This is a genomic window from Anaerospora sp., from assembly GCF_032013335.1.
Classification (GTDB): Bacteria; Bacillota; Negativicutes; order Sporomusales; family DSM-15969; genus Anaerospora.
The window spans coordinates 52327-73957 of sequence record NZ_DALZUO010000019.1 but is presented as its reverse complement, the minus strand read 5'-3'; the positions used below and the strand labels follow the sequence as shown (position 1 = coordinate 73957).

Here is a 21631-nt window from a genome sequence, read left to right as displayed (position 1 = left end):
TCCTAAACGGTAAATTGCCCTACAGCTTGTTCTAATTGGCTGGAGGAAGCAGTTAAGGCTTGGCTTGATGCCGTTATTTCTTCCAGCGCGGTAGACTGTTGCTCAAGGGAAGCGGCAATCGTTTGTGTCTGCCGCTGAATTTCGCTGCTAATCGCATCAACATCCTGCACAGCACTCAAAACCTTGGTTCCATCTCCCATGAGAAGCAGCAGTGTTTGAGCAGAGGCTCTGGCAATTTCGGCGACGCCGCCAATTTCCTGTGTTATTGTTTCAAAGGCGATGCCAGCCTGCTGGACAACTTGTGCGCCTTTTTTGACTTCTAAGGCACCTTCGGTTATTGAGGTGACGGCTAAATCTGTCCGGGTTTGGATCTTATCGATAATGCCGGTGATTTGCTGAGCGGCTGTTTGTGACTGCTCTGCGAGCTTGCGGACTTCATCGGCAACTACGGCAAAGCCCCGGCCTTGTTCGCCGGCGCGTGCGGCTTCAATAGCTGCGTTAAGTGCCAGTAAATTGGTTTGATTGGCAAGCCCGGCGATAACGGTAATAATTTTACCGATTTCGTATGAGCTTTCACCTAATTCGGCAATCACTTTTGCCGACTCTCCGGTCTTGCGCTCGATGTTATCCATTTGTCCGATTGCCGTTACGATCGCCTGATTACCGTCTGTAACAATTGTCAGCGTGCGGCTGGTAATATCCGCCGTTTCTTGAGCGCTGTTTACACCGTCCTGAATACCTGCAGTTATATTTTCAACTGCTGTTAATACTCCGGCAGCAGTTTGTGATTGACGCTGTGTACCTACGGCAGCTTGGGCAGTCAGCTCTGCTACCTGGTTGGCCGATTGAGCCGATTGCTCCGCGCTGACCGTTAGTTCTTCTGCTGCAGCGGATACTTGCTGGGCAGAAAAGGCGAGCTGCTTGATTAACTGCCGCAAATTGTCGGTCATATCATTTACCACAGAGGCTAATTGGCCTAATTCATCCTTTCTCTGGATGTCGATTTTTTTGGTCAAATCACCACCGTTATTGGCCATTTCCCGTAACTTATCAATAATGCTTTGTAGTGGATTTGTGATCGTTTGCCTTGAGAACCAATACATGAAGCCTATCGTAACCAGGCTTAGTAATAGGTTTGCGAGTAAAATAGAGTTGGTCACGGTTGCAACCGTTTCCTCCACATCATCAATGTTGATACCGGTACAAATCACCCAGCCCCAGGGTTCATAAAGCTTGGAATATACCCGGCGGTGTAATGGCTCGGTAACACCTGGCTTGGCATACCATAAATTAAGGTAATAACCGGACTCTTTATTTTGCTGTGCACCTGCTATGTATTCGCGAACGGTATATGTTCCTTTACTATCTTTTACGTTGCTCCGGTCTTGACCGACAAGTTTTGGCTGGTCGCCGTGCATAACATTAACCAGATTAGTGTTGTCAATCCAAAAGTAGCTGTTCTGGGCATAACGTATCTTGGTCGTAGCTTCTATTGCTCTAGACTGCGCCTCTTGTGGCGTAAGTGTGCCCTTTTCGGCTAGTGAAGCATAGTACCCGATAAGAGAATGAATACTTTCCACATTTGTTTTCAACTGAAGATCTTTTTCCCGGTAAATGCTGCTGCGTGCCTGAGGAATGATATAGAAATAGCTGAATAAGGTAAATAACACAATAGGGACAATCGTTACAACCATTAATTTACTGCGTATCTTCATGCTAGACTCCTTTGCTACATACAATGTAATGAAATTCATTAGATAATGATAGTTATTATCGGAAAACTCTTAATAAATTTCATTATATTGGTAAAGAGCAGAGATGTAAAGTTAAGAAATAACGCTAATGTTTAACTTCGTGAGAAAAATAGCGATACAGCAGGTAAAACTACTTAATCAAGTTATTTTTTTCACAAATAATGTTTGCTTTTTGTGATACCGTTTCGTATACTGAATTTGAAGTACATGGAAATTATTAGTAGATGTTCAATGACGTGTTGAAAGGGTGGGATTACTCATGTGGGAAAATCAAATTGATATTCACAAAGTAATGGAGATCCGATCGAGAACAACGGTTTATTTAGGTGTTGGGGCAATTCAAAAGGCTAAGGATATTGTAATAGCTCTGGCAGCAAAAAAAATCAGCAAGGCCGTCATTATTACCGGTAAGGGATCGCACATTAAGACAGGTGCCTGGGATGTCGTCAAAAAAGCATTAGAGGAAACAGGCATTGAGTATATTTTGTATAGTAAAATTACGCCTAATCCAACTGTAGATCAAGTAGACGAAGCAACAAAAGAGGCTCTTGCTTTTGGAGCTCAGGCTGTTATTGCTATTGGCGGCGGCAGTCCGATTGATGCAGGGAAAAGTGTTGCCGTTCTACTTGCTTACCCTGATAAAACAGCGAGAGATTTATATCAATTTACGTTTAGCCCTGAAGAGGCTGTTCCCATTGTTGCTATTAATTTAACGCATGGTACCGGTACTGAGGCAGATCGCTTTGCGGTTGTGACCATACCGGAAAAAGAATATAAGCCGGCAATTGCCTATGACTGCATTTATCCGTTGTATGCGATTGATGATCCAGCCTTAATGACAATGCTGCCTCCCGATCAAACGGTGTATGTATCGGTTGATGCGGTTAATCATGTAATAGAAGCGGCTACCACTATTGGTGCCAATCCCTTTGCTATCAGCCTGGCACGGGAAACAATCCAGTTAGTCCATACATATCTGGAGGACGCAAAACGTGATCCCAAGGATTTAAAAGCTCGCTACTTCCTGCTCTATGCATCGCTGTTAGCCGGTATTTCCTTCGATAATGGCCTGCTTCATTTTACGCATGCCCTCGAACACCCGCTGAGCGGAGTTAAGCCGGAATTAACGCATGGTTTAGGGTTAGGTATTTTGCTGCCTGCAGTAGTACAGCAGATTTATCCTGCCAAAGCGGAAATCCTTGCGGATATTCTTGCTCCCATTGTTCCTGGCTTGACCGGAGCACCTGATGAAGCCGCCAAAGCTTATGACGGTCTCAAAAAGTGGCTGCAAGAAGTTGGCATTAGTGGCAGCCTGGCGACAGAAGGTTTTACAGAACAGGATTTGGATAAGTTGACTCAATTGGCCTTTGAGACGCCAAGTCTGGAATTGCTGCTTAGTATGGCGCCGGTAGCGGCAACCAAGGAAACAGTATGGCAAATATACAAAAACTCGCTGTAGTTTGAAAAAATAATGCGCTCTGCCGGGGATATTTTCTCCGGCAGAGCGCATTTTCGTGCCAAAATCTGTGTCAGTGGAACCGTCCCCGTGACAGCGGGGGATGAGGAGATAAGTGGATTTTTACTTGTATTTTTTCAGACAGTATTTTATAATAATGGCAAAGAGTATTCTCACAAACGACAAATGTATATATCCGGATGAATGTTGCGGGAGAGCGGCTGAACAAGCCCGCCGAAGAAGTGAAACTTTCAGGCACTCCATTACTGAGTAAAACCGCAAAGGGACGGAACTCTGGAGAGACTCTCTTACAGGGAGAGCGCCGAAGGGGAAACCCAGCAGATTCTGCTGATAAATCTCTCAGGCAAAAGGACAGAGAACTTTGTACGCTGCAGTATTTCATTGTGCTGCCGTATTTTAGCGTCCGCTCGTCTTTCCAGAGTCAAATCAATTGATTTGACTCTTTTTATTTATGAATGGTTCCAGAGAGAGGGAGAAAATATGAGTAAACAAATGCCAATTGCAGCGCCGCATACCTGGGGTAAATATACCCCTGATAAGATTTTCACAGTTGTTTCAAAAGCTACACAGGCCAAAGAGGCCTACGGCAGAGAAGTAGTTGTTAATGGGGCACCAGGTACATTTCTTGATGAGACGGAAACAATTTACTGTCTTCCGACAGTTGAGTCCGTATACCGCAGTATTCCTATGAATGAGGTAGTGGCCTATTCACCCTTAGAAGGCGCTCCTGATTTTCTGGAGGCTGCCGTACAGCATGTTTTTCGTGAGTTTCGTCCTGCTGCTCATATAAAGGCAGTAGCAACGCCCGGAGGTACAGGTGCGCTGCATAATATTGTAGCGAATTATACATCAGTTGGTGATGCGATTCTTTCCAGTGAGTGGTGCTGGGGACCATACAAATCGATTGCTGAAGATGCGCTGCGTAAGTTTGAAACGTTTTCACTTTTTGCCGGTGACCGGTTCAATCTTGAAGAATTGGAAGAAAAAATGACAGCTCTCCTTGCAAAGCAGGAGCGGCTGGTTGTTATTTTGAATACGCCCTCCCATAATCCTACCGGTTATTCAATGACAAATGATGAGTGGAAGGCAGTGCTTAACAGTGCTAAAAAGCTGGCAATGCCAGGCCGCTTTATTATTCTGGCAATTGATGTGGCTTATTTGGACTATACGGAGGACCAGAGTGCCAGCCGTTCCTTTTTTCCGCTGTTAGCTGATTTGCCGGAAAATGTTCTGCCTATTATTTGCTTCAGCATGTCCAAAAGCTTTACACTTTATGGTCAGCGGGTTGGTGCCATGATCGGCGTGTCACCAAATGCTCAGATTGCGGATGAGTTTTTTGAAACGAACCAAATTACCTGCCGGGCTAGCTGGTCGAGTATCAATCGAGGTGCTTCCAAAGTATTGGCGACTATTTATGCTAATCCAGAGTTGATTAAACAATGTGATGAAGAGCGCGCAGCTGCGCTGAATATTATCAAGTCACGGGCCGCTTTATTCAGTTCAGAGGCTAAAGCTGCAGGGTTGGAGTTCTTGCCGTACCGTTCCGGGTTTTTCCTCACTATTCCCTGCCAAAAGCCGGAAGAAGTCTGCCAGGTACTGAATAAAGCAAATGTCTTCCTTGTTCCGCTTGCCAAGGGGATACGCATTTCAGTTTGTGCTGTTCCAACAAGCAAAATGTCGGGCTTAGCAGTAAAGATAAAAAAGGCGATCGAGCGGGTTACTGTTCAAGGCAATCAATAAACCTTGAGAGAACAAGAAGGACTGTCTCATATTTGAGGCAGTCCTTCTTATTGTGCTAACTTCCGGTAATAACGAGGAATTGATAATTCCCTGCTGTTGGTGGTAAAATAAGTCATTCGTGTAAAAATAGATACGCCCCCGGAGGTAGGTATGGATAAATCAGTTGCTTTAGGAGAGCAGAAGATACGCACGTTGTTATGGGATTATTCCGTTCCGGCAATTATCGGAATGGTAGTTAATGCATTGTATAATGTGGTGGATAGTATTTTTGTAGGACAAGGTGTAGGAGAGATTGGCTTAATTGCAGTTACGATTGCCTTCCCGTTAATGATGATTCTGATGGCGGTGGGAATGTTTGTGGGGCTGGGAGCAGCTGCACTTGTCTCAATCCGTCTGGGTGAACAGGATAAAGCTGGCGCAGAACTTATTTTAGGCAATGCGTTGACAATGGTTATCGGACTTGTGATCATTACGACCGCAGGTGCACTATGGTATCTGGAGCCATTGCTGCTGCTGCTTGGCACAACACCGGATGTGCTTCCTTATGCCAAAAGCTTTATGACAATTATCCTGGCAGGCAGTGTGTTTATGCATGTCAGTTTTGGCTTAAATGGGATCATTCGTGCCCAGGGAGACCCTAAGACAGCATTGCTGACCATGCTTATCGGAGCTGTTTTAAATACGATACTCAATCCGCTGTTCATCTTTGGACTGCATTGGGGGATTGAAGGCTCAGCTTGGGCGACCGTTTTTTCGCAGGCAGTGGCAACGGTATGGGTGCTGACTTATTTTATAAAAGGATCGGGTACACTGAAACTAAAGCGGCGGTACTTAGCTGTTCGCAGCGAAGTAGTAATCAGTATTGCTAAAATCGGGTTGGCTCCTTTTTTACTGCAGATTGGCAACAGCCTGGTAATCGTGGTATTAAATTTTAGTCTTTTAAATTATGGCGGTGCTTTAGCTATTGCCGCTTTTGGAATTATCAACAGGGTACTGATGCTGATGCTTATGCCGGTAATGGGAATCAGCCAGGGTGCGCAGCCGATTATTGGTTATAATTATGGGGCAGGAAACTACCGGCGAGTTATTGCTACCGTTAAACTGGCAATTTTGGCAGCTACCGGACTATGTCTGTTTGGCTTCATCTGTGTGCAGCTTTTGGATGTACATATTATCCGGTTGTTTAATGGAAACCAGGAACTAGTTCAGCTTGGCTCAGATGGGCTGAGGTTATTTTTGCTGATGCTGCCGATCATCGGATTTCAGATTATCAGCGCTAACTATTTTCAGGCTGTCGGTAAGGCCGGCTATGCCATTGTTTTTAATTTACTGCGACAAATCATTTTGCTTATTCCCCTGATTTATATTTTGCCGAAATTTTGGGGGCTTACAGGGATTTGGCTGGCAGGCCCCATTTCCGATGTAGGAGCGGCGCTGCTAACGGGGATATTTATGTTCCGTGAATTGAAATCTCTGGCCTCGCGGGAACAAGCGGCACGTTCATAAGTTCTTCATATTTGTCTGTTATACTAGGGCCATCAATAGAAGGAGTGATGATTAAAATGAATATGACTCACTATATGGCCCTGCTTGCTGATAATCAGCCGTGGAATCTGATTATTTATATGGTAATTCCTGTTGCCTTGGCCGAAGCGCTGGTAGCTACTGAGTTTTTTACCGTTTTTCTGCGTGAAAGAGCTGGAGCCTGGCGGATTTGGAATAAACGGATCGGTATTGGCTTGGGATTTTATTTCCTGGGAATATTTTTGAATCTGATGTTTGCCGTTGTACCTACGATTGAGTGGCGCGGCGCGGCAGACATCATTGCAGTCGGATTTTACCTGAGCGGTGTACTGCCTCTGTTTAGCATTGCACTCCTTGAGCTTGGGGTGATCGGCAAAGGAAAAACTGAGGAAGAAAAGATGAAGCTTCACTTTATTCTTCTTACTGTATTTCTCGTTGTAGCTCATGTTGCTATGGTATTTGGTATGGTTGATCCTGCTATAATGGGATGGGATCCGAATGCAGCCGGAGCTCCTGCACCGATGCACCACAATCATTAATGTAAGACATAGGCATTAGATAAAGAAGACCAGGGCAATTGTCCTGGTCTTTATTTATTGCGTATCAAGTCCGCGCTCATAAAAATTTATTATTATCACGATAAACGCTGGTAATTTCCCCTATTCCTGAATGCCGACTATAATATAGCTAACTATGGGGGGAGAATGATGCGGGCTTGCAGCTTTGTATGTATCATCGGTGTGCTTTTTTTGATTATTTACCAATTTTATCATCACCTTGACTGGGGACAGTTGTTTATAGGCGGTTTTGTTGTTGTTGCTATTTGGACTGATTGTGAACGATGGTTTCGCTACAAATTAAGGAGAAGAAGGCATGAGTAGCGTTCATATGGCGGAAGAAATATGATATGCTCATAAGATGAGCAAGAGTATTAACTCTTTCGATATGTTTTGAGGGGGCGCCTAATGGATATTCAGTTGTTTCGAACCTTTCTTTTAGTAGCTAAATTAGAAAATATTACGCAAGCTGCCGAACAATTAAATTTTACACAACCTGCGGTGACTGCTCAAATTCGGATGCTGGAAGAAAAGTATGGAGTTACGCTATTTGAGCGTATTGGGAAGAAACTCTATATTACGGATTCAGGACGTGAACTGGTTACTCATGCAGAAAGACTAATGAGCGCTTTTAATGACCTCCATACTGCCATGCAGCATTTCTCTGATTTTAGCTCACCGATAAAATTGGGTGCATCGACCACGGCAGCAAGCTATTTCCTTTCTCCTGTACTGTTAGACTATCAAAACCTAGCAATAAAGAGTCCGGTCATGGTCGATATTTACACTAATCTTCCAACAACAATCAAAGGGCTTTTGGATAATAAATTTGACATAGCCTTTGTGCATAATAAAATAAATAACAATCAAATTGTACAGTTCGATCTATCTCATGAGAAGTTAGTTTGGGTAGTTAATCGAGAGTTATTTGTAAAAAACCATCATAACCAGGATATCTGCCATTATCCGTTTATCAATTTCAGGCCAGGCTGCGTATACCGCAATCTGTTTGAAGAAACCTTACATGGCAAGAACATTCATGCCATTATTGAATATAGCGATGCTGAAGCTATTAAGCGGGCTGTTTTGGATGGAATGGGTGCAAGCATCCTGCCGAACGTCTTAGTTGATTCGTATGTAAAGGATGGAACACTAATTGAATTGACTGATGCACCGCAGCTAACCTTTGTCATGTCCGTTGCCTTTCATAAAAATAAGATATTAACGTCAGATATGAAGAGGCTTCTTATGATTTTTGCTGAGCACGGGAATATCTCCAATAAGCTTGTTGCATATATTAGTAGTTAAATAACAAATTCGGTTATGAAGATCATAACCAACTGTAATTTCCATCCTTATTTCAAGTGATTTATGATGGTAACAGCCTTAGTCATAAATCTCTTCAAAGGAGGAAAAGCGGATGGAAATGCTCATGTTTTTTATCGTTGCTATTCTTCTACACGAATATGGGAGTGATTAAAGTAAATTGCAGGAAATGACCCTTGTCAAGACAGGCTTAAATAAAGGGCTCAAAGTGGTCCTTCGCTTAGCTAAAATTGTGATTCCGACGATTATCTTTGTATCTTTATTGCAAATGACACCCTTTTTAAATAGCATTGGGCAATTCTTTGCCCCCTTGATGCAGATCGTTGGCTTGCCGGGAGAAGCAGCGGTTCCCTTCGTAATCGGTATCTTTACCAGTATTTATGGCGGGATTGGAGCTATGGCAGCGATACCCCTGTCTCCGGGCGAGTTAACGATATTGAGTATTATGATTTCGATTTGTCATAGTGCCTTTGTAGAATCGCCAGTCGTGACCGAGGGCGGAGCGAGTGCCACGTTGGTGTTCGGCTTGCGTTTTGTTGGTGCATTTTTGGCTGCATGGCTTACTCATTTATCAGGTTTTATCTAGGAGGCTGTAAACCTTGTTACTGGCTGAAATTTTATTTCAGGGGCTTATGACCAGTCTTGTGACTGTAACGAAGTTAGCTCTTATTATTTTACCGCTAATGGTTATTGTTGAGCTTGCCGGATATTATGGCTGGCTGGAAAGCATTTCAAAGAAAACAAAGTGGTTCACAGATCTTTTTTATCTGCCCAGCTCAGCAGCTCTGCCGGCCTTTGTTGGTCTATTCATTGGCATCGTTTCCGGTAGTGGTGTCATTCTTCAATTCGCTAAGGATAACGATTATTCACGCGCAACCGTTACGATTCTTTTTGTCATGGTTGGGATTTGTCACTCCTTATTTGAGGAAACCGCCCTCTTTATTGGGACGGGTGTAAATATATTTTTTGTTGCCGCAATTCGCCTGCTGGCTGCCCTGATATTTGCTTTTCTTATTGGAAGGCTTATCGGCCGCTCGCAAAGCAGCGTAACAGCAAGCCGCTAGAGCGGATATTCCTACTTGACTTAAGACTGCTTAATCGGTTACACTGATTTTGAATAGGCCTAGAGCTATGAGATGTTGAGAAGGCAAGACTCTGTTGAGTTTTGCCTTTTTTTGTTTGCCATTAAAATGTAAAGGGGAATGTAAATGAAGACGATCGATCTCTTAAATCCTCCTGAAGTAATTTTGCGCTCTAATTGGGTAGACCGCTATGAGACGAAGGTCTCTCGCTGGCTGACACCCTGGGATGGTGCAGAGCTTGTTGATATAGGATTTATCGGGGTACCTTTATCAAAAACATCGATTAGTGTTTCCGGTGCATCGATGCTGCCGAATGCGATGAGGGAATTGTTCAAGACAGTTACGACTTACAATGTTGATGCGGATGTAGATCTACAGGAACTCTTGGCTCGCGATATGGGTGATATTCAAATGCATGTGACGGATCTATTCCGTTGCCATGAGAATATCGAACAAGGCATGAAAAATGTTTATGCTGCATTCCCGCAGCTTTTTCCGATACTGGTGGGAGGCGATCATTCCATTACTTATCCATCCGTAAAGGCCTTTAAGCAGCGTTTCTCCGGAAAGGTTGGCATTGTGCAGTTTGACGCTCATATGGATGTACGCAATCTCGAAGACGGAGGCCCATCCAACGGGACGCCGATTCGCAGTTTGCTTGAATCTGAGACAATAGAGGGACGGCATATTGCCCAGATTGGTATTCACAGTTTTGCTAATTCCAAACCGTATCGCGAATATGCCCGGTCTAAAGGAATTACCCAGTTTACCGCCCGGCAGGTAGCTAAAGAAGGAATCGATAATCTGGTGCAAAAAGCGATGGATATTGCCGGGAATGGTACAGAAGCTATTTATGTAACGGTAGATATGGACGTTCTCGATCAGGCCTATGCGCCGGGCGTACCGGCGATGGCCCCTGCGGGCATGACTTCCTGGCAGCTGCTGGACGCGCTCTTTTGGTTAGGCCAAAACCCCAAGGTAAAAGGATTGGATGTTGTTTGTGTTGATCCGGTACGGGATCAGCGTCAAAGCACCATTCGTACCGCTCTATACGGGATTTTGACTTTCCTGGCTGGTTACAGCAAACGGTAGTTTGTTGATCTGCGAATATGTTTGACATTAAAAAGCAAGTAAAATATGATTAAGAATAAGATTGGCAGTGATAAAATCAGGCTAGAGCTATGAGATGGCAGCGAGAGAAACGCTGGCTAAGAGTAGGCTGATTTTAGACAGCTTAATCGGGAAGGACGGTATTTTGTGAGGCAGACAGAAACCATCAGCCTGGGAAAAATGGCGGTTTTTTTGGCACTCCATTCGGGAGAGGCCGAAGAAGCTATGCTAAAGCAGGGACGTGAATGTGGCTATAAGCTATATAAAGGCAGGGTCGGATCAATGGATTCGGCGAAGATTTTTGCAGCCATCGAAACTGCTGCGAAAAGAGAAGGACTGATTAATGATCAGTACCGGGAAGAGCATGCCCTGTATCATTGTATTCTGGAGGCTTATCACGGGATATGCCGGGGGCAGACCGGCCTCGGGAATATTATGCGCAGTGCAGGGCTGTTGTTCAGCATTGTCCGCGGTCCGAGACTTCCCGGAGATGAAAGTGACGGGGACTGGGTGGCAGTGGCGCTGTATGGCAGCATGGGCGCGCCCATTAAAGGCTATGAGCATGAGGTATTCGGCCTGGGGATAAACCCCGTATAATTGTATAGAATTTTGCCTAGAGCTATAAGACGATAGGAGGCAAAACCCGCAAGGGTTTTGTCTCTTTTTTTATTGCGATGACAAAAGTACGAACTAGTTACCTTATGAAGTAGAAATGAGAGGATGGATAATAGGTATGATAAATAACGAAATGATTGCCGGTGCCATGACAATTAAGCTGGATAATCAGCTTCCTCCTGTGCCGCATTTTGCTCCCGGTATTCGCCGGGCACCAAGCCGGGGATTCCGGCTGACCCTGTCGCAGACGGAAATTGCGTTAAAAAACGCACTCCGGTACGTGCCGGAAGAGCTGCATGAACAGCTGGCACCTGAGTTCCTGGAGGAATTAATCGCATACGGGCGCATATATGCGTATCGTTACCGCCCGGAAGAGATCATAACAGGCCGCCCCATTGATGAGTATCAGGGAAAATGCCTGGAAGGCAAAGCTTTTCAGGTCATGATTGATAATAATTTAAGTTTTGAGATTGCCCTCTATCCTTATGAGCTTGTTACCTATGGAGAAACCGGTCAGGTATGCCAGAATTGGCTGCAATACCGTTTAATAAAAAAATATCTTGAAGAATTAACTCAGGATCAGACGCTGGTGATTCAATCAGGGCATCCTGTCGGCCTGTTTCCGTCCAAACCGGATGCGCCACGGGTCATCATTACAAATGCTTTAATGGTTGGCATGTTTGACAATCAGAAAGACTGGGAAGTTGCCGAACAGATGGGCGTAGCCAATTACGGACAAATGACGGCAGGCGGCTGGATGTATATTGGGCCCCAGGGCATTGTCCACGGAACATTTAATACGCTGTTAACAGCAGGCAGAATAAAACTTGGCATAGCAGATGATGGCGATCTTAGAGGAAAGTTATTTGTCAGCTCCGGCTTAGGCGGCATGAGCGGGGCCCAGCCTAAAGCAGTGGAAATTGCCAATGGAGTAGGGATTATCGCAGAAGTCGACTATTCCCGTATTCAGACAAGATTAGACCAGGGCTGGGTACAGCAGGTTTCGGACGACTGCGGGGAAGTATTCCGTATTGCTGCAGAATACATGAGAAAAGAGCAGCCTCTATCCATTGCCTATCATGGCAATATTGTTGATTTGCTTGCATATGCCGTAGAGCAGGATATTACGATTCATTTACTCTCTGACCAGACCTCCTGCCATGTAGCGTATGACGGCGGCTATTGTCCCCAGGGGGTTACTTTTGCTGAACGGACCGCATTATTAGCCAGTAACCGCGCAGCCTTTGCAGAACTGGTAGATAAGTCGCTCAGGCGTCATTTTGAGCTGATTTCTATTCTGGCAAGCAGGGGAACCTACTTTTTTGATTACGGCAATGCCTTTATGAAGGCTGTATACGATGCCGGTGTCAAGGAAATTTCCCGCAATGGCATCGATGATAAAGAAGGCTTTATTTTCCCGTCCTATGTGGAAGATATTATGGGACCTGAATTATTTGACTATGGCTATGGCCCGTTCCGCTGGGTTTGCCTAAGTGGCAGGGAAGAAGATTTGATTAAGACCGATCAGGCGGCAATGCATTCTATTGATCCCACGCGGCGGGGCCAGGACCGTGACAATTATGTCTGGATCCGGGATGCACAAAAGAATCAATTAGTTGTCGGTACTAAAGCGCGTATTTTGTACCAGGATGCTGAAGGCCGGAAAAAAATTGCCCTTACATTTAACGAAATGGTGAGAAATGGTGAAATTGGACCGGTTATGCTGGGCCGGGATCATCATGATGTAAGTGGTACTGATTCCCCGTTTAGAGAAACAGCGAATATTAAAGACGGCAGTAATATTATGGCCGATATGGCTACTCACTGCTTTGCCGGTAATGCTGCACGGGGGATGAGTCTGGTGGCTCTTCATAATGGCGGCGGTGTAGGCATTGGCAAAGCCATCAATGGCGGCTTTGGACTGGTATTGGACGGCAGTGAGCGGGTGGACGCTATTATCCGTTCAGCGATGCTGTGGGATGTAATGGGGGGAGTTGCTCGCCGCTCCTGGGCCCGTAATGAAAATTCCATTAGTACCTGCGCAGAATTTAATCAGCAGTATGCCGGGGCGGCCCACATCACACTGCCTTTTATTCCGCAGGAAGAGTTAATAAAAGCCGTTGTTAATAAGGCTTTTGCTAAATAAAAATTGACTTATAGAGGAGAGCTATAGATGATACTGTTGAATGGATATGATCTTACACTGGATGAAGTAGTTAGAGTGGCAAGAAATTATGAGGAGGTGCAGCTAAGTGAGGCGGGAATCAAGCAGCTTGCTGTCAGCCGCGCTATTGTTGATAAGGTATTGGAAGAGGAGAATCCCGTTTATGGGATTTCCACCGGATTTGGTGATTTTAGCCGGGTCTTTATTTCTAAGAATCAGCGGGAGAAGCTGCAGCGTAATCTCATTTTGAGTCATGCTGCCGGAGTGGGTGAAAAGCTGCCGGAAGATGTTGTCCGGGCGGCTATGCTGCTAAGGGCTAATTCTCTGAGCAAAGGCTATTCCGGTATTCGACCGGCAACGGTAACCATGCTGCTGGAAATGCTGAACCGGCGCGTTTATCCTGCTGTACCCTGCAAGGGCTCGGTAGGCGCAAGTGGAGATTTGTCTCCTCTTTCCCATATGGTGCTGGTTATGATGGGAGAAGGGCAGGCTTTTGTAAATGGTGAGCTTGTAAGCGGTGCGGCCGCGCTGGCCAAAGTCAATCTCCAGCCTATTGTATTGGGCGGTAAAGAAGGGCTGGCACTGATTAATGGCACGCAGGTCATGACAGCGGTAGGATGCCTGGTGTGGCATGATGCCGTAGATTTAATGAAGACGGCAGATATTTCGGCAGCTCTTTCACTGGAGGCCCTCAAAGGAACCCGGACTGCCTTTGATCCCCGGATCAGCCAGGTGCGGCCTCATCAAGGGCAGATTGCAACAGGAGCAAATATTTTGCAGCTTACAGATGAAAGCGGCATTATCTCTTCCCATGCTAACTGCTCTAAAGTTCAGGATGCTTATTCGCTGCGCTGCGTACCGCAGGTACATGGTGCCTCAAAGGACGCTTTGCGCCGTGTGGAGGAAACGCTGACAATTGAAATTAATGCGGTTACCGATAATCCATTAATTATGCCCGATGATGAAGATGTCATATCGGGTGGCAATTTCCATGGTCAGCCGGTAGCTTTAGTCATGGACTATCTTAAGCTGGCTGTTGCGGAAATTGGCAACATTTCCGAAAGGCGTATCAACCGTCTGCTAGATGCCCATTTAAGCGAGCTGCCGCCTTTTTTGACCGCCTATCCGGGTGTGGATTCAGGTTTAATGATCACCCAGTATACGGCCGCTTCGCTGGTATCGGAAAATAAGGTGCTCGTCCATCCAGCCAGTGCTGACTCAATACCAACCTCGGCTAATCAGGAGGACCATGTCAGCATGGGAACAATTGCCGCACGTCAGGGAAGAGAGATTCTCGAAAATGTACGGTATATACTGGCGGTAGAGTGCTTGTCGGCTGCACAGGGGATTGATTTTCTCTTGCCGTTGGTTCCGGGAACGGGAACGGGTGCAGCCTGCCGTATCATTCGTGAAGTAGTTCCTCACCTGGATGAAGACCGGATTCCAGCACCGGATATTGAAACGATCTATCAGTTGATGGTAAATGGCTCACTGGTGAGAGGAGTAGAAGAGGCTATAGGGAAGTTGGCTGTTTAAAGAGCCTTTGAGTGCTGAGGAGGACAGACGAATATGGCAACAATAATAAAAAATATTGGTTTACTGGCAACTCCCACAGGAACTGTGGCCCAAAAGGGAGAGGCCCAGGGGCAGATTCAGTTTATCGCTGATACTTATATTGTGATGAAAGATGGCCTGATTGAAGAAATCGGTAAAGCGGGGACTGCAAAAGGCTGGACGGGGGGAGCCAGCGATACGGTTATCGATGCACAGGGATTGCTGGCTACTCCTGGCCTGGTCGATGCCCATACTCATCTGCTGTTTGCCGGGTGGAGGCAGCGAGAACTGGCTTTTAAACTCCAGGGGCTAAGCTATCTTGATATACTGGCTAAGGGCGGCGGGATTTTGCATACGGTAGAGCAGACCCGGAAAGCTTCTGTTGATGAGCTGATTCGTCAGGGCATAAATTCGCTGGATATTATGCTTGCTCATGGGACTACTACCTGTGAAGTAAAAAGCGGCTACGGCCTGACGACAGAGGCCGAGTTGAAGTCGCTGCGCGCCATCAGGCAGTTGGGAGAAATGCATGCTGTAAATGTTGTACCGACCTTTATGGGCGCTCATGCCGTGCCGGTGGAATATAAAGGGCGAAGTGCAGAATATGTCCGGCTGTTGTGTGAAGAGATGATTCCGCTTGTCGCCCAAGAGCGTCTGGCTGAGTTCTGTGATGTTTTTTGTGAGACTGGTGTGTTCACGGTAGCTGAATCGGAGCAGATATTGGAATGCGGCAAGCGCTGCGGCTTAATGCCGAAAATTCATGCCGAAGAAATTACTACTCTCGGTGGAGCGGAATTGGCAGGCAAAGTGAAAGCAATCTCTGCCGAGCATTTAATTCATGCAGACGATAAAGGGCTGGCAGCTATGGCAGCAGCAGATGTGATTGCCGTTCTGCTGCCAGGTACTTCTTTTTATCTGGGCGAAGCATTCGCCAGGGCAAAAGAGATGATTGAGCAGGGCATTGCAGTAGCTGTGGCAAGTGATTTTAATCCCGGCTCCTGTCCCAATGAGTCACTTCAGATTCCTATGAATATTGCCTGCCTGAAGTACCGGCTTACGCCTGAACAGGTGTTAACTGCCGCTACGCTAAATGGCGCAGCGGCAGTTAACCGGTCCGGCCTGGTGGGCAGCGTTGAGCCGGGCAAGCAAGGTGATATCGTGATTTGGAATGCACCGGATTTAAATTTTCTCTTCTATCACTGGGGAGTCAATCAGGTGAAAACAGTTGTTAAACGGGGGCAGCGAGTAGTAGGATAAACGGAAAGAGGCAGCATTCATTTGAATGCTGTCTCTTATACTCTGACTTCAAAACTGCTCTTAGGTTTTGGAGCGGCATCTTGCGATGCTGTGGTTATATCCATTGCGGGTACAGGCTGTTGTGCCTTTGGGGGTTTAGCGGCAGTTGTAAGCGGTGCCGGTGATCGATTCGTTTTAAAAAACCGCAGCCCGACCAGTACGAGGGCGACAATGACAACGGCTGCAAAGCACCAGCCATACAACGAGCTGATATTGGTATTTTTATCAGGAAGCTGGCTTTTTGCAGGAATGAGTGTTTGCGCTGCTGCCTGTTCTGTTTCTACTGTGGCAGCTGCTGCGGGCAGTTTTTGTACCGTTTGACCTGTTTGGGTAGAAGAAGTTCCTGCAGGGGGAGCGCTATTGGCGGCAGCCGGCGGCTGCGCTGTCTGCCCCTGAAAGGCTTTGCCCATATCTTCAAACTTTTGCAAGCTTTCAGCAGCAGGGGACTTCGCCGGAGCAGCAGGTGCTGTCTGTGTCTGCTGAACTGGCTGTGAGTTTGGGCTGCCGGTAGTTGTGGTGCCGGGGACTACAGGTGGAGTAGGCGGTGTCGGTTTATAGGGAGGTACAGGTGCAGTTGCCATAAAACTCAATTCTCCCTTTCCTAAACGTTGTTATTACGACCTATTATATGGTCATAATTCGCCTGATGCAAGTCCGGATTCACCTGCCAGGCAGTTTTCTTGTCATAAATACCCGATAAAGGTGTCAAGCAGGATTTTGTTATGAGTATGGTTGTTGTGATCGAATTGCAGTTCTAACACCGGGAGAGCAATTTTTTCTTCGTGCGCTTTGGACAGTATTTTTAAGATGGTAGCCGTATTTTCATACATGGGGCTTACATTAATAATACCGGCCGCTCTCTCTTTGGCATAAAAGAGTTTACTCATACGGTAGCGTCCTGCGCCGCCGGCATAGAGTCCCAGGGCATCGTCGGCAGTATGCAGGAGACTGGAAATATCCGTTTCAAAAGGACTGTCTTTGGCTAGAAGCAGAGCAAGATTTTTTAATAATGCTGCTAACTTTCTGGCGTTTTTTCGGGCAAGAGCGTTCTTTTTTTCTCCTTCAAGTTTATCAAGGGTCAGAAACAGTAAGCTTTCGGCTAACGGCTGGTAAATCAGTTTATGGTTCTTTTCCAGTGCAGCAAGCTGGGAGCCGTTTAAAAATGGATTATATATAACGGCAAAATCACCAAGGATGGAGAGCCGTTTGCGAGAAGCGTTTTGATTGTTTTTGGCAGCAATTGCTGCGGCAGTATCTAACAAGGCTTGTTCTGTGAGGCTGCCGTTAGTGATTCGTTGTAAAAATTCCTGAAGATAAAAGGCACGGTCTTCCTGGTCTGCAGCCATGATCAGATCTCCTGCTGTTACTAAAAGCGCTGCCTCGTAGCCGTATGCGCTGTCGCCCAGACTGTTTTCAACCAGGGGGTCAACAATTCTGGCCGGATAACCCTGTTTCTGTAATTGTTTTTCGACGAATGTGCTGTATTGCCCGGACACTTCGCTTCCTTCAGAGCTGGGAATAAATAAGGAGTAAGCAGTGTCGCTCTGCTTAGAACTGTTATACAAGGCATCACCGGCGAGGGCAATCATGGGGAGATATTCTTTTGTCACTGATAATTTTTTGCCTAAAGCGATTGATTCCTGGCCGGTGGGGATCATTTCTAAGGCAGGGATTCCTTGTCTGGTAAAAAAAGCGCTTAATAAGGTGCTGTAGGGATATAGATAAGGAATAAGCATTTTCTGCGAAGGGGGCAGGGCTTTTTTGACGGAAGGTTGATCAAGCGGCTGCTGGTTATGGCGGCAATAGTTTTCTACACTGTTGACGAAAGCTTCCAGTCTGGTCATTACACCGACAGAAGAAAAATGTTCATCTACTTCGAGATGCAAGAAGGGCTTTGAGGCTGCTTCTTCTTTAAAAAAGTGGCTGATTACGGTATCCGGCCCGCAGCCGTGATTGGTGATATAGATAGGAAAAAGCAGGGGGTGCTTGTTGGTAATTCTAATGCCAGCAAGAGCATGCTGCCCGAAAGGCCAGTACATATTAGGATAATCCTCAGATATGTCCAAATCATGGGCAGGTATGTGAGCCAGCTCGATTACTTTATGTCCTTTCTCACGCAGCTTGGCTGCTATTTGCATGTTCAACCGGGGATCAGCAATGTTGTAGGTGCGGCTGATGAGGATAAATGCTTTTTCTGTTGGCGCCAGCCGGGCGAGATAGTCACGTCCGATTTCCTCCAATTCTTTACCATAGGCGGTAAAGCGTTTGATCCCTTTCATCAGGGCGAACATCATCTGCGGTTTGGATTTGTTAAGACTTTTTCCCAGCTGAAGCAATTCTTTCAGCATATACAGCTTACCGAAATTAAAGGATAAAGCCGGTGCCAGTAAAGTAATACCCTTACTTTTGAAGTCTATAGCCTGGTCTGCCAGTTTTGCTACGCTTTGCATGTAAACGCAGGCATAATTGCAAGAATGAGAACCGGGATTCTTCATCGTATAAAGACTTGGCAGGAAAATGTAGTCTACTTTCTGCTCAATAAGGGAAGCAACATGACCATTTACCAGCTTAATAGGGAAGCAAGTTTCGTCAAGACTGTATTGCTGACTTAGCGCAATTATTTCTTCATCAGTAGGTTTCGACAGCAGCACATTAAAGCCCAGCGTGGTAAACACTTCATGAAACAGGGGGAACATTTTATTGAGAAACAGGACCCGGGGAATGCCAATGGTCTTTTTAGACGGATCTGTTACCGGATTGTATCCGCGCAGGAAGGCCGCCTGACTAAGCTGATCAATATCGAAGGCATCAGGGCTGTCTTGTACGGGAGCCTGGTGGATTTTTTCTTTTGTCAGCAGGGCTGTTCCCAATGCACCGGTAACACTAAAGAAAGCGGGAACGGTTACTTCTTTTTGCAGGGTAGCCCGGAATGCATTGATGATGGCCTGGTTAAAGGCAATTCCACCTTGGAGTAAAATCTTTTCCCCGATAGGTTTGCTGCCAACTACTCTGTTCAGATAATTACTGACAATTGAAAAGGCCAGTCCGGCGGCGATATCTTCCTTCGTTTCACCGATAGCCAGTGCTTTGGTAATATTACCTTCAATAAATACGGTGCATCTGTCACCCAAATCGGAAGGATTGCTGCTTTTTAAGGCAATTGCTTCAAAATCAGCTAGAGGAATATCCAGTTTTTTAATTTGTTCTTCAATAAATGCACCAGTACCCGCAGCACAGATCTTGTTCATTTCAAAATCAGTCACAAGACCGTTTTTAACCTGAATATATTTTGAATCCTGCCCGCCGATTTCAAGAATTGTGTCTACATCGCCTACACTATGCACTGCTCCGCGGGCTTGCGCTGTAATTTCATCAATCACCAAATCAGCAGTAAGTTTTTTGCCAATGAATACTCTGCCTGAGCCGGTGGTGCCAATGCCCTTGATTGAAAAATCGTGACCCAGCTTCTCTTTAAGATCGGCCAGCCCCTGTTCCACGGCTTCCAGCGGTTTGCCTGCAGTGCGCAAATAGGTGCTGTATACTACTCTTGAGTCGCTATCGATTACTACAAGGTTAGTGCTGGTTGAGCCAATATCAATGCCAAGATAACCTTCAGGCGTAATAACCGGACTAACATTGTGTTTGTCGACGCTGTCGTTGCTGCCCCAGTCGGCGAGCAAGGTTTTGCCTGTCGTTACTGCCTTATCCCGGTCTTGACCGAGGTTTTCTTTGAGCCATGCGAGATTTGCGGGCAGCTTTTCTTCGCTGGCTGACAGCGCTGCGCCGATAGCCGTAATATGCCTGAGGTGCATTGGTCTGATAATATCTTCATCCTGTAGATCGAACAAAGCTTGCAGGGCTTTTACGACATGTGCCGAGCCTGTCACGCCGCCAGCGAGCAATACAGGCTTTTGAACAGGGTGCTTTTGTACTACGTTGGATTTGTAATTGCGGACAAGAGCATACACGAGTCCCAGCAGAATATCTTCGAGCGGTACACCGGATTGCTGCTGGTGAATCATGTCGGTTTTGGAAAATACACTGCACCGTCCGGCTATGCCGGGAATTGATTTAGCCTTCCCTGCCATTTGATCAAATTGCTCAAAGGAAATTGACAGGCGCTGCAGCTGTTCTTCGATAAAAGCGCCAGTACCTGAAGCGCAGCTTCCGTTCATGGCAAAAGTAAAGCTGCTTGTTGTTTGCGAAGCGAAGCCGCTGATATATTTTGCTCGCTGCGCGCCAATTTCCATAATAGAGCGGGCGGCTGGATATGTTTTTTGCACTGCTTTGGTGATGGCAGAAGCTTCGTTGATGTGAAAAGCGGAAAATGCCGGATAGCGTTCGGCCAACTCGCCAGTGATGCCGAGCAGGAAGGTGCCGGACTGTACCGTGTCTTCCATTTCGTCCAGTGCAGCTAGCAGGGCGTCGTCCAGACTTCCCCGATGAATTTTGAGCCCCGATGCAATGATTGCACCGGACTTATCTACTATTGCATATTTTAAGGCAGAACAGCCAATATCCAAACCGATTCTAAACATAAGATTTCCACCTCATTGATTTTAATAATCACTATCTTCTATAATAAGGATAATACGTGTATTTTTCTGTATCTCATAAGACACTTTTAAACTTTTGTAAAGGCGGTTAGCCGATGATTGAAGTTTTACAAAAGAATGCATTGTTTAGTGGAAAAACCAGTGTTGAAATTGAAACGATCGTAGCAGGTCTGCAAATTGTTGTGGGCGATTTTAAAAAAGGGGAACTAATATTTCGCAGTGATCAGCCGGCAGACCGCATTGGTATTTTGCTGCAAGGCAGTGTTGCTATTGAAAAAAATCTGGCAAATGGCAAAGCGACGCCTGTATTTTTGCGGTATCCCGGAGAGATGTTCGGCGAAGCGGCAGTTTTTTCCCGGGCAGATACGTATCCGTGTAATGTGATTAGTCAGAGCATCAGCCAAATTTTATTCATTCCCAAGGCAGCAATGCTTACGGCGATTGCCCGCGATACGGCTCTTTTAAGTAATTTTTTGCAGTTGTTTGCGAATAAGATTCTCGAGCTTACAATTAAGACCGAGCTTTTGGCTTGTGATTCTATCCGGCAGAAAATAGGGTTTTCCTTACTCTATGAGTTAAGTGAGCCTCAACCAGGCAAGGGGGTGGAGCTGCCTTCTTCCAAAAAGTTCTGGGCAGAAAGCCTTGATGTGTCAAGGCCGTCTCTTTACCGTGAATTAGGAATGATGGAACGGGAAGGACTTATTCGGCTTGCAGGCAAAAAAATATATATTATCGACAGAGCGGGTCTGATGGAGATTCTGGCTAAATAACGGAAAGTATAACAAAAGGGCTGCAAATAGTTGCAGCCCTCATGTGTAGACAAACGTACATGGAAGGAGATTGCCGCGTCGTTTTACTCCTCGCAATGACAATAAA

16 protein-coding genes and 2 riboswitches are annotated in these 21631 nt (G+C 45.9%); of the genes, 13 read left to right on the top strand and 3 right to left on the bottom strand.

Annotation, left to right across the window (positions count from 1 at the left end; all coding sequences use genetic code 11):
* Window positions 1-2: 2 nt before the first annotated feature.
* Window positions 3-1715, bottom strand: coding sequence for a methyl-accepting chemotaxis protein (locus RTR76_RS14730; RefSeq protein WP_312521942.1), 1713 nt, complete (start codon window positions 1713-1715; stop codon window positions 3-5).
* Window positions 1716-2013: 298 nt separating this feature from the next.
* On the opposite strand from RTR76_RS14730, the gene RTR76_RS14725 reads away from it, so the two are divergent.
* The 12 genes from RTR76_RS14725 to hutI all read left to right on the top strand — a co-directional run bounded on the left by RTR76_RS14725 (window position 2014) and on the right by hutI (window position 16160).
* Window positions 2014-3213 carry an iron-containing alcohol dehydrogenase gene (locus RTR76_RS14725; protein WP_312521941.1) on the top strand — a complete coding sequence of 400 codons (1200 nt, stop codon included), beginning with the start codon at window positions 2014-2016 and terminating at the stop codon, window positions 3211-3213.
* 197 nt (window positions 3214-3410) lie between these two features.
* A riboswitch (glycine riboswitch) is annotated at window positions 3411-3489 on the top strand.
* Between the two features lie 5 nt (window positions 3490-3494).
* A riboswitch (glycine riboswitch) is annotated at window positions 3495-3596 on the top strand.
* Between the two features lie 115 nt (window positions 3597-3711).
* On the top strand, window positions 3712-4971 hold the full coding sequence (locus RTR76_RS14720; RefSeq protein ID WP_312521940.1) for an aminotransferase class I/II-fold pyridoxal phosphate-dependent enzyme: 1260 nt from the start codon (window positions 3712-3714) through the stop codon (window positions 4969-4971).
* A gap of 150 nt (window positions 4972-5121) precedes the next feature.
* Window positions 5122-6477, top strand: a complete 1356-nt coding sequence (locus RTR76_RS14715; RefSeq protein ID WP_312521939.1) for an MATE family efflux transporter — start codon at window positions 5122-5124, stop codon at window positions 6475-6477.
* A 56-nt stretch (window positions 6478-6533) separates the two neighbouring features.
* Window positions 6534-7034: a DUF6803 family protein gene (locus tag RTR76_RS14710; protein ID WP_312521938.1), complete on the top strand. Its 501-nt coding sequence runs from the start codon at window positions 6534-6536 to the stop codon at window positions 7032-7034.
* A gap of 426 nt (window positions 7035-7460) precedes the next feature.
* Window positions 7461-8360 carry a LysR family transcriptional regulator gene (locus tag RTR76_RS14705; protein WP_312521937.1) on the top strand — a complete coding sequence of 300 codons (900 nt, stop codon included), beginning with the start codon at window positions 7461-7463 and terminating at the stop codon, window positions 8358-8360.
* A 187-nt stretch (window positions 8361-8547) separates the two neighbouring features.
* Window positions 8548-8964, top strand: coding sequence for a nucleoside recognition domain-containing protein (locus RTR76_RS14700; protein WP_312521959.1), 417 nt, complete (start codon window positions 8548-8550; stop codon window positions 8962-8964).
* Window positions 8965-8977: 13 nt separating this feature from the next.
* Window positions 8978-9442, top strand: coding sequence for a nucleoside recognition domain-containing protein (locus RTR76_RS14695; RefSeq protein ID WP_312521936.1), 465 nt, complete (start codon window positions 8978-8980; stop codon window positions 9440-9442).
* Between the two features lie 144 nt (window positions 9443-9586).
* Window positions 9587-10552: an agmatinase family protein gene (locus tag RTR76_RS14690; RefSeq protein WP_312521935.1), complete on the top strand. Its 966-nt coding sequence runs from the start codon at window positions 9587-9589 to the stop codon at window positions 10550-10552.
* A 165-nt stretch (window positions 10553-10717) separates the two neighbouring features.
* Entirely contained in the window at window positions 10718-11167 is a 450-nt protein-coding gene (locus RTR76_RS14685) for a HutP family protein (RefSeq protein ID WP_312521934.1), read from the top strand.
* Between the two features lie 136 nt (window positions 11168-11303).
* Window positions 11304-13331, top strand: coding sequence for a urocanate hydratase (locus tag RTR76_RS14680; protein ID WP_312521933.1), 2028 nt, complete (start codon window positions 11304-11306; stop codon window positions 13329-13331).
* A 27-nt stretch (window positions 13332-13358) separates the two neighbouring features.
* Window positions 13359-14885 carry a histidine ammonia-lyase gene (gene hutH / locus RTR76_RS14675; RefSeq protein ID WP_312521932.1) on the top strand — a complete coding sequence of 509 codons (1527 nt, stop codon included), beginning with the start codon at window positions 13359-13361 and terminating at the stop codon, window positions 14883-14885.
* Window positions 14886-14918: 33 nt separating this feature from the next.
* On the top strand, window positions 14919-16160 hold the full coding sequence (gene hutI / locus RTR76_RS14670; protein ID WP_312521931.1) for an imidazolonepropionase: 1242 nt from the start codon (window positions 14919-14921) through the stop codon (window positions 16158-16160).
* Window positions 16161-16195: 35 nt separating this feature from the next.
* On the opposite strand, the gene RTR76_RS14665 is transcribed toward hutI, so the two are convergent.
* Together RTR76_RS14665 and RTR76_RS14660 are read right to left on the bottom strand one after the other, a co-directional pair.
* Window positions 16196-16780: a hypothetical protein gene (locus RTR76_RS14665; RefSeq protein WP_312521930.1), complete on the bottom strand. Its 585-nt coding sequence runs from the start codon at window positions 16778-16780 to the stop codon at window positions 16196-16198.
* A gap of 102 nt (window positions 16781-16882) precedes the next feature.
* Window positions 16883-20737, bottom strand: a complete 3855-nt coding sequence (locus RTR76_RS14660) for an acyl-CoA dehydratase activase (RefSeq protein WP_312521929.1) — start codon at window positions 20735-20737, stop codon at window positions 16883-16885.
* A gap of 113 nt (window positions 20738-20850) precedes the next feature.
* Here RTR76_RS14660 and RTR76_RS14655 point away from each other — a divergent pair, with 113 nt between their 5' ends.
* Window positions 20851-21525, top strand: a complete 675-nt coding sequence (locus RTR76_RS14655; protein ID WP_312521928.1) for a Crp/Fnr family transcriptional regulator — start codon at window positions 20851-20853, stop codon at window positions 21523-21525.
* Window positions 21526-21631 lie beyond the last annotated feature (106 nt).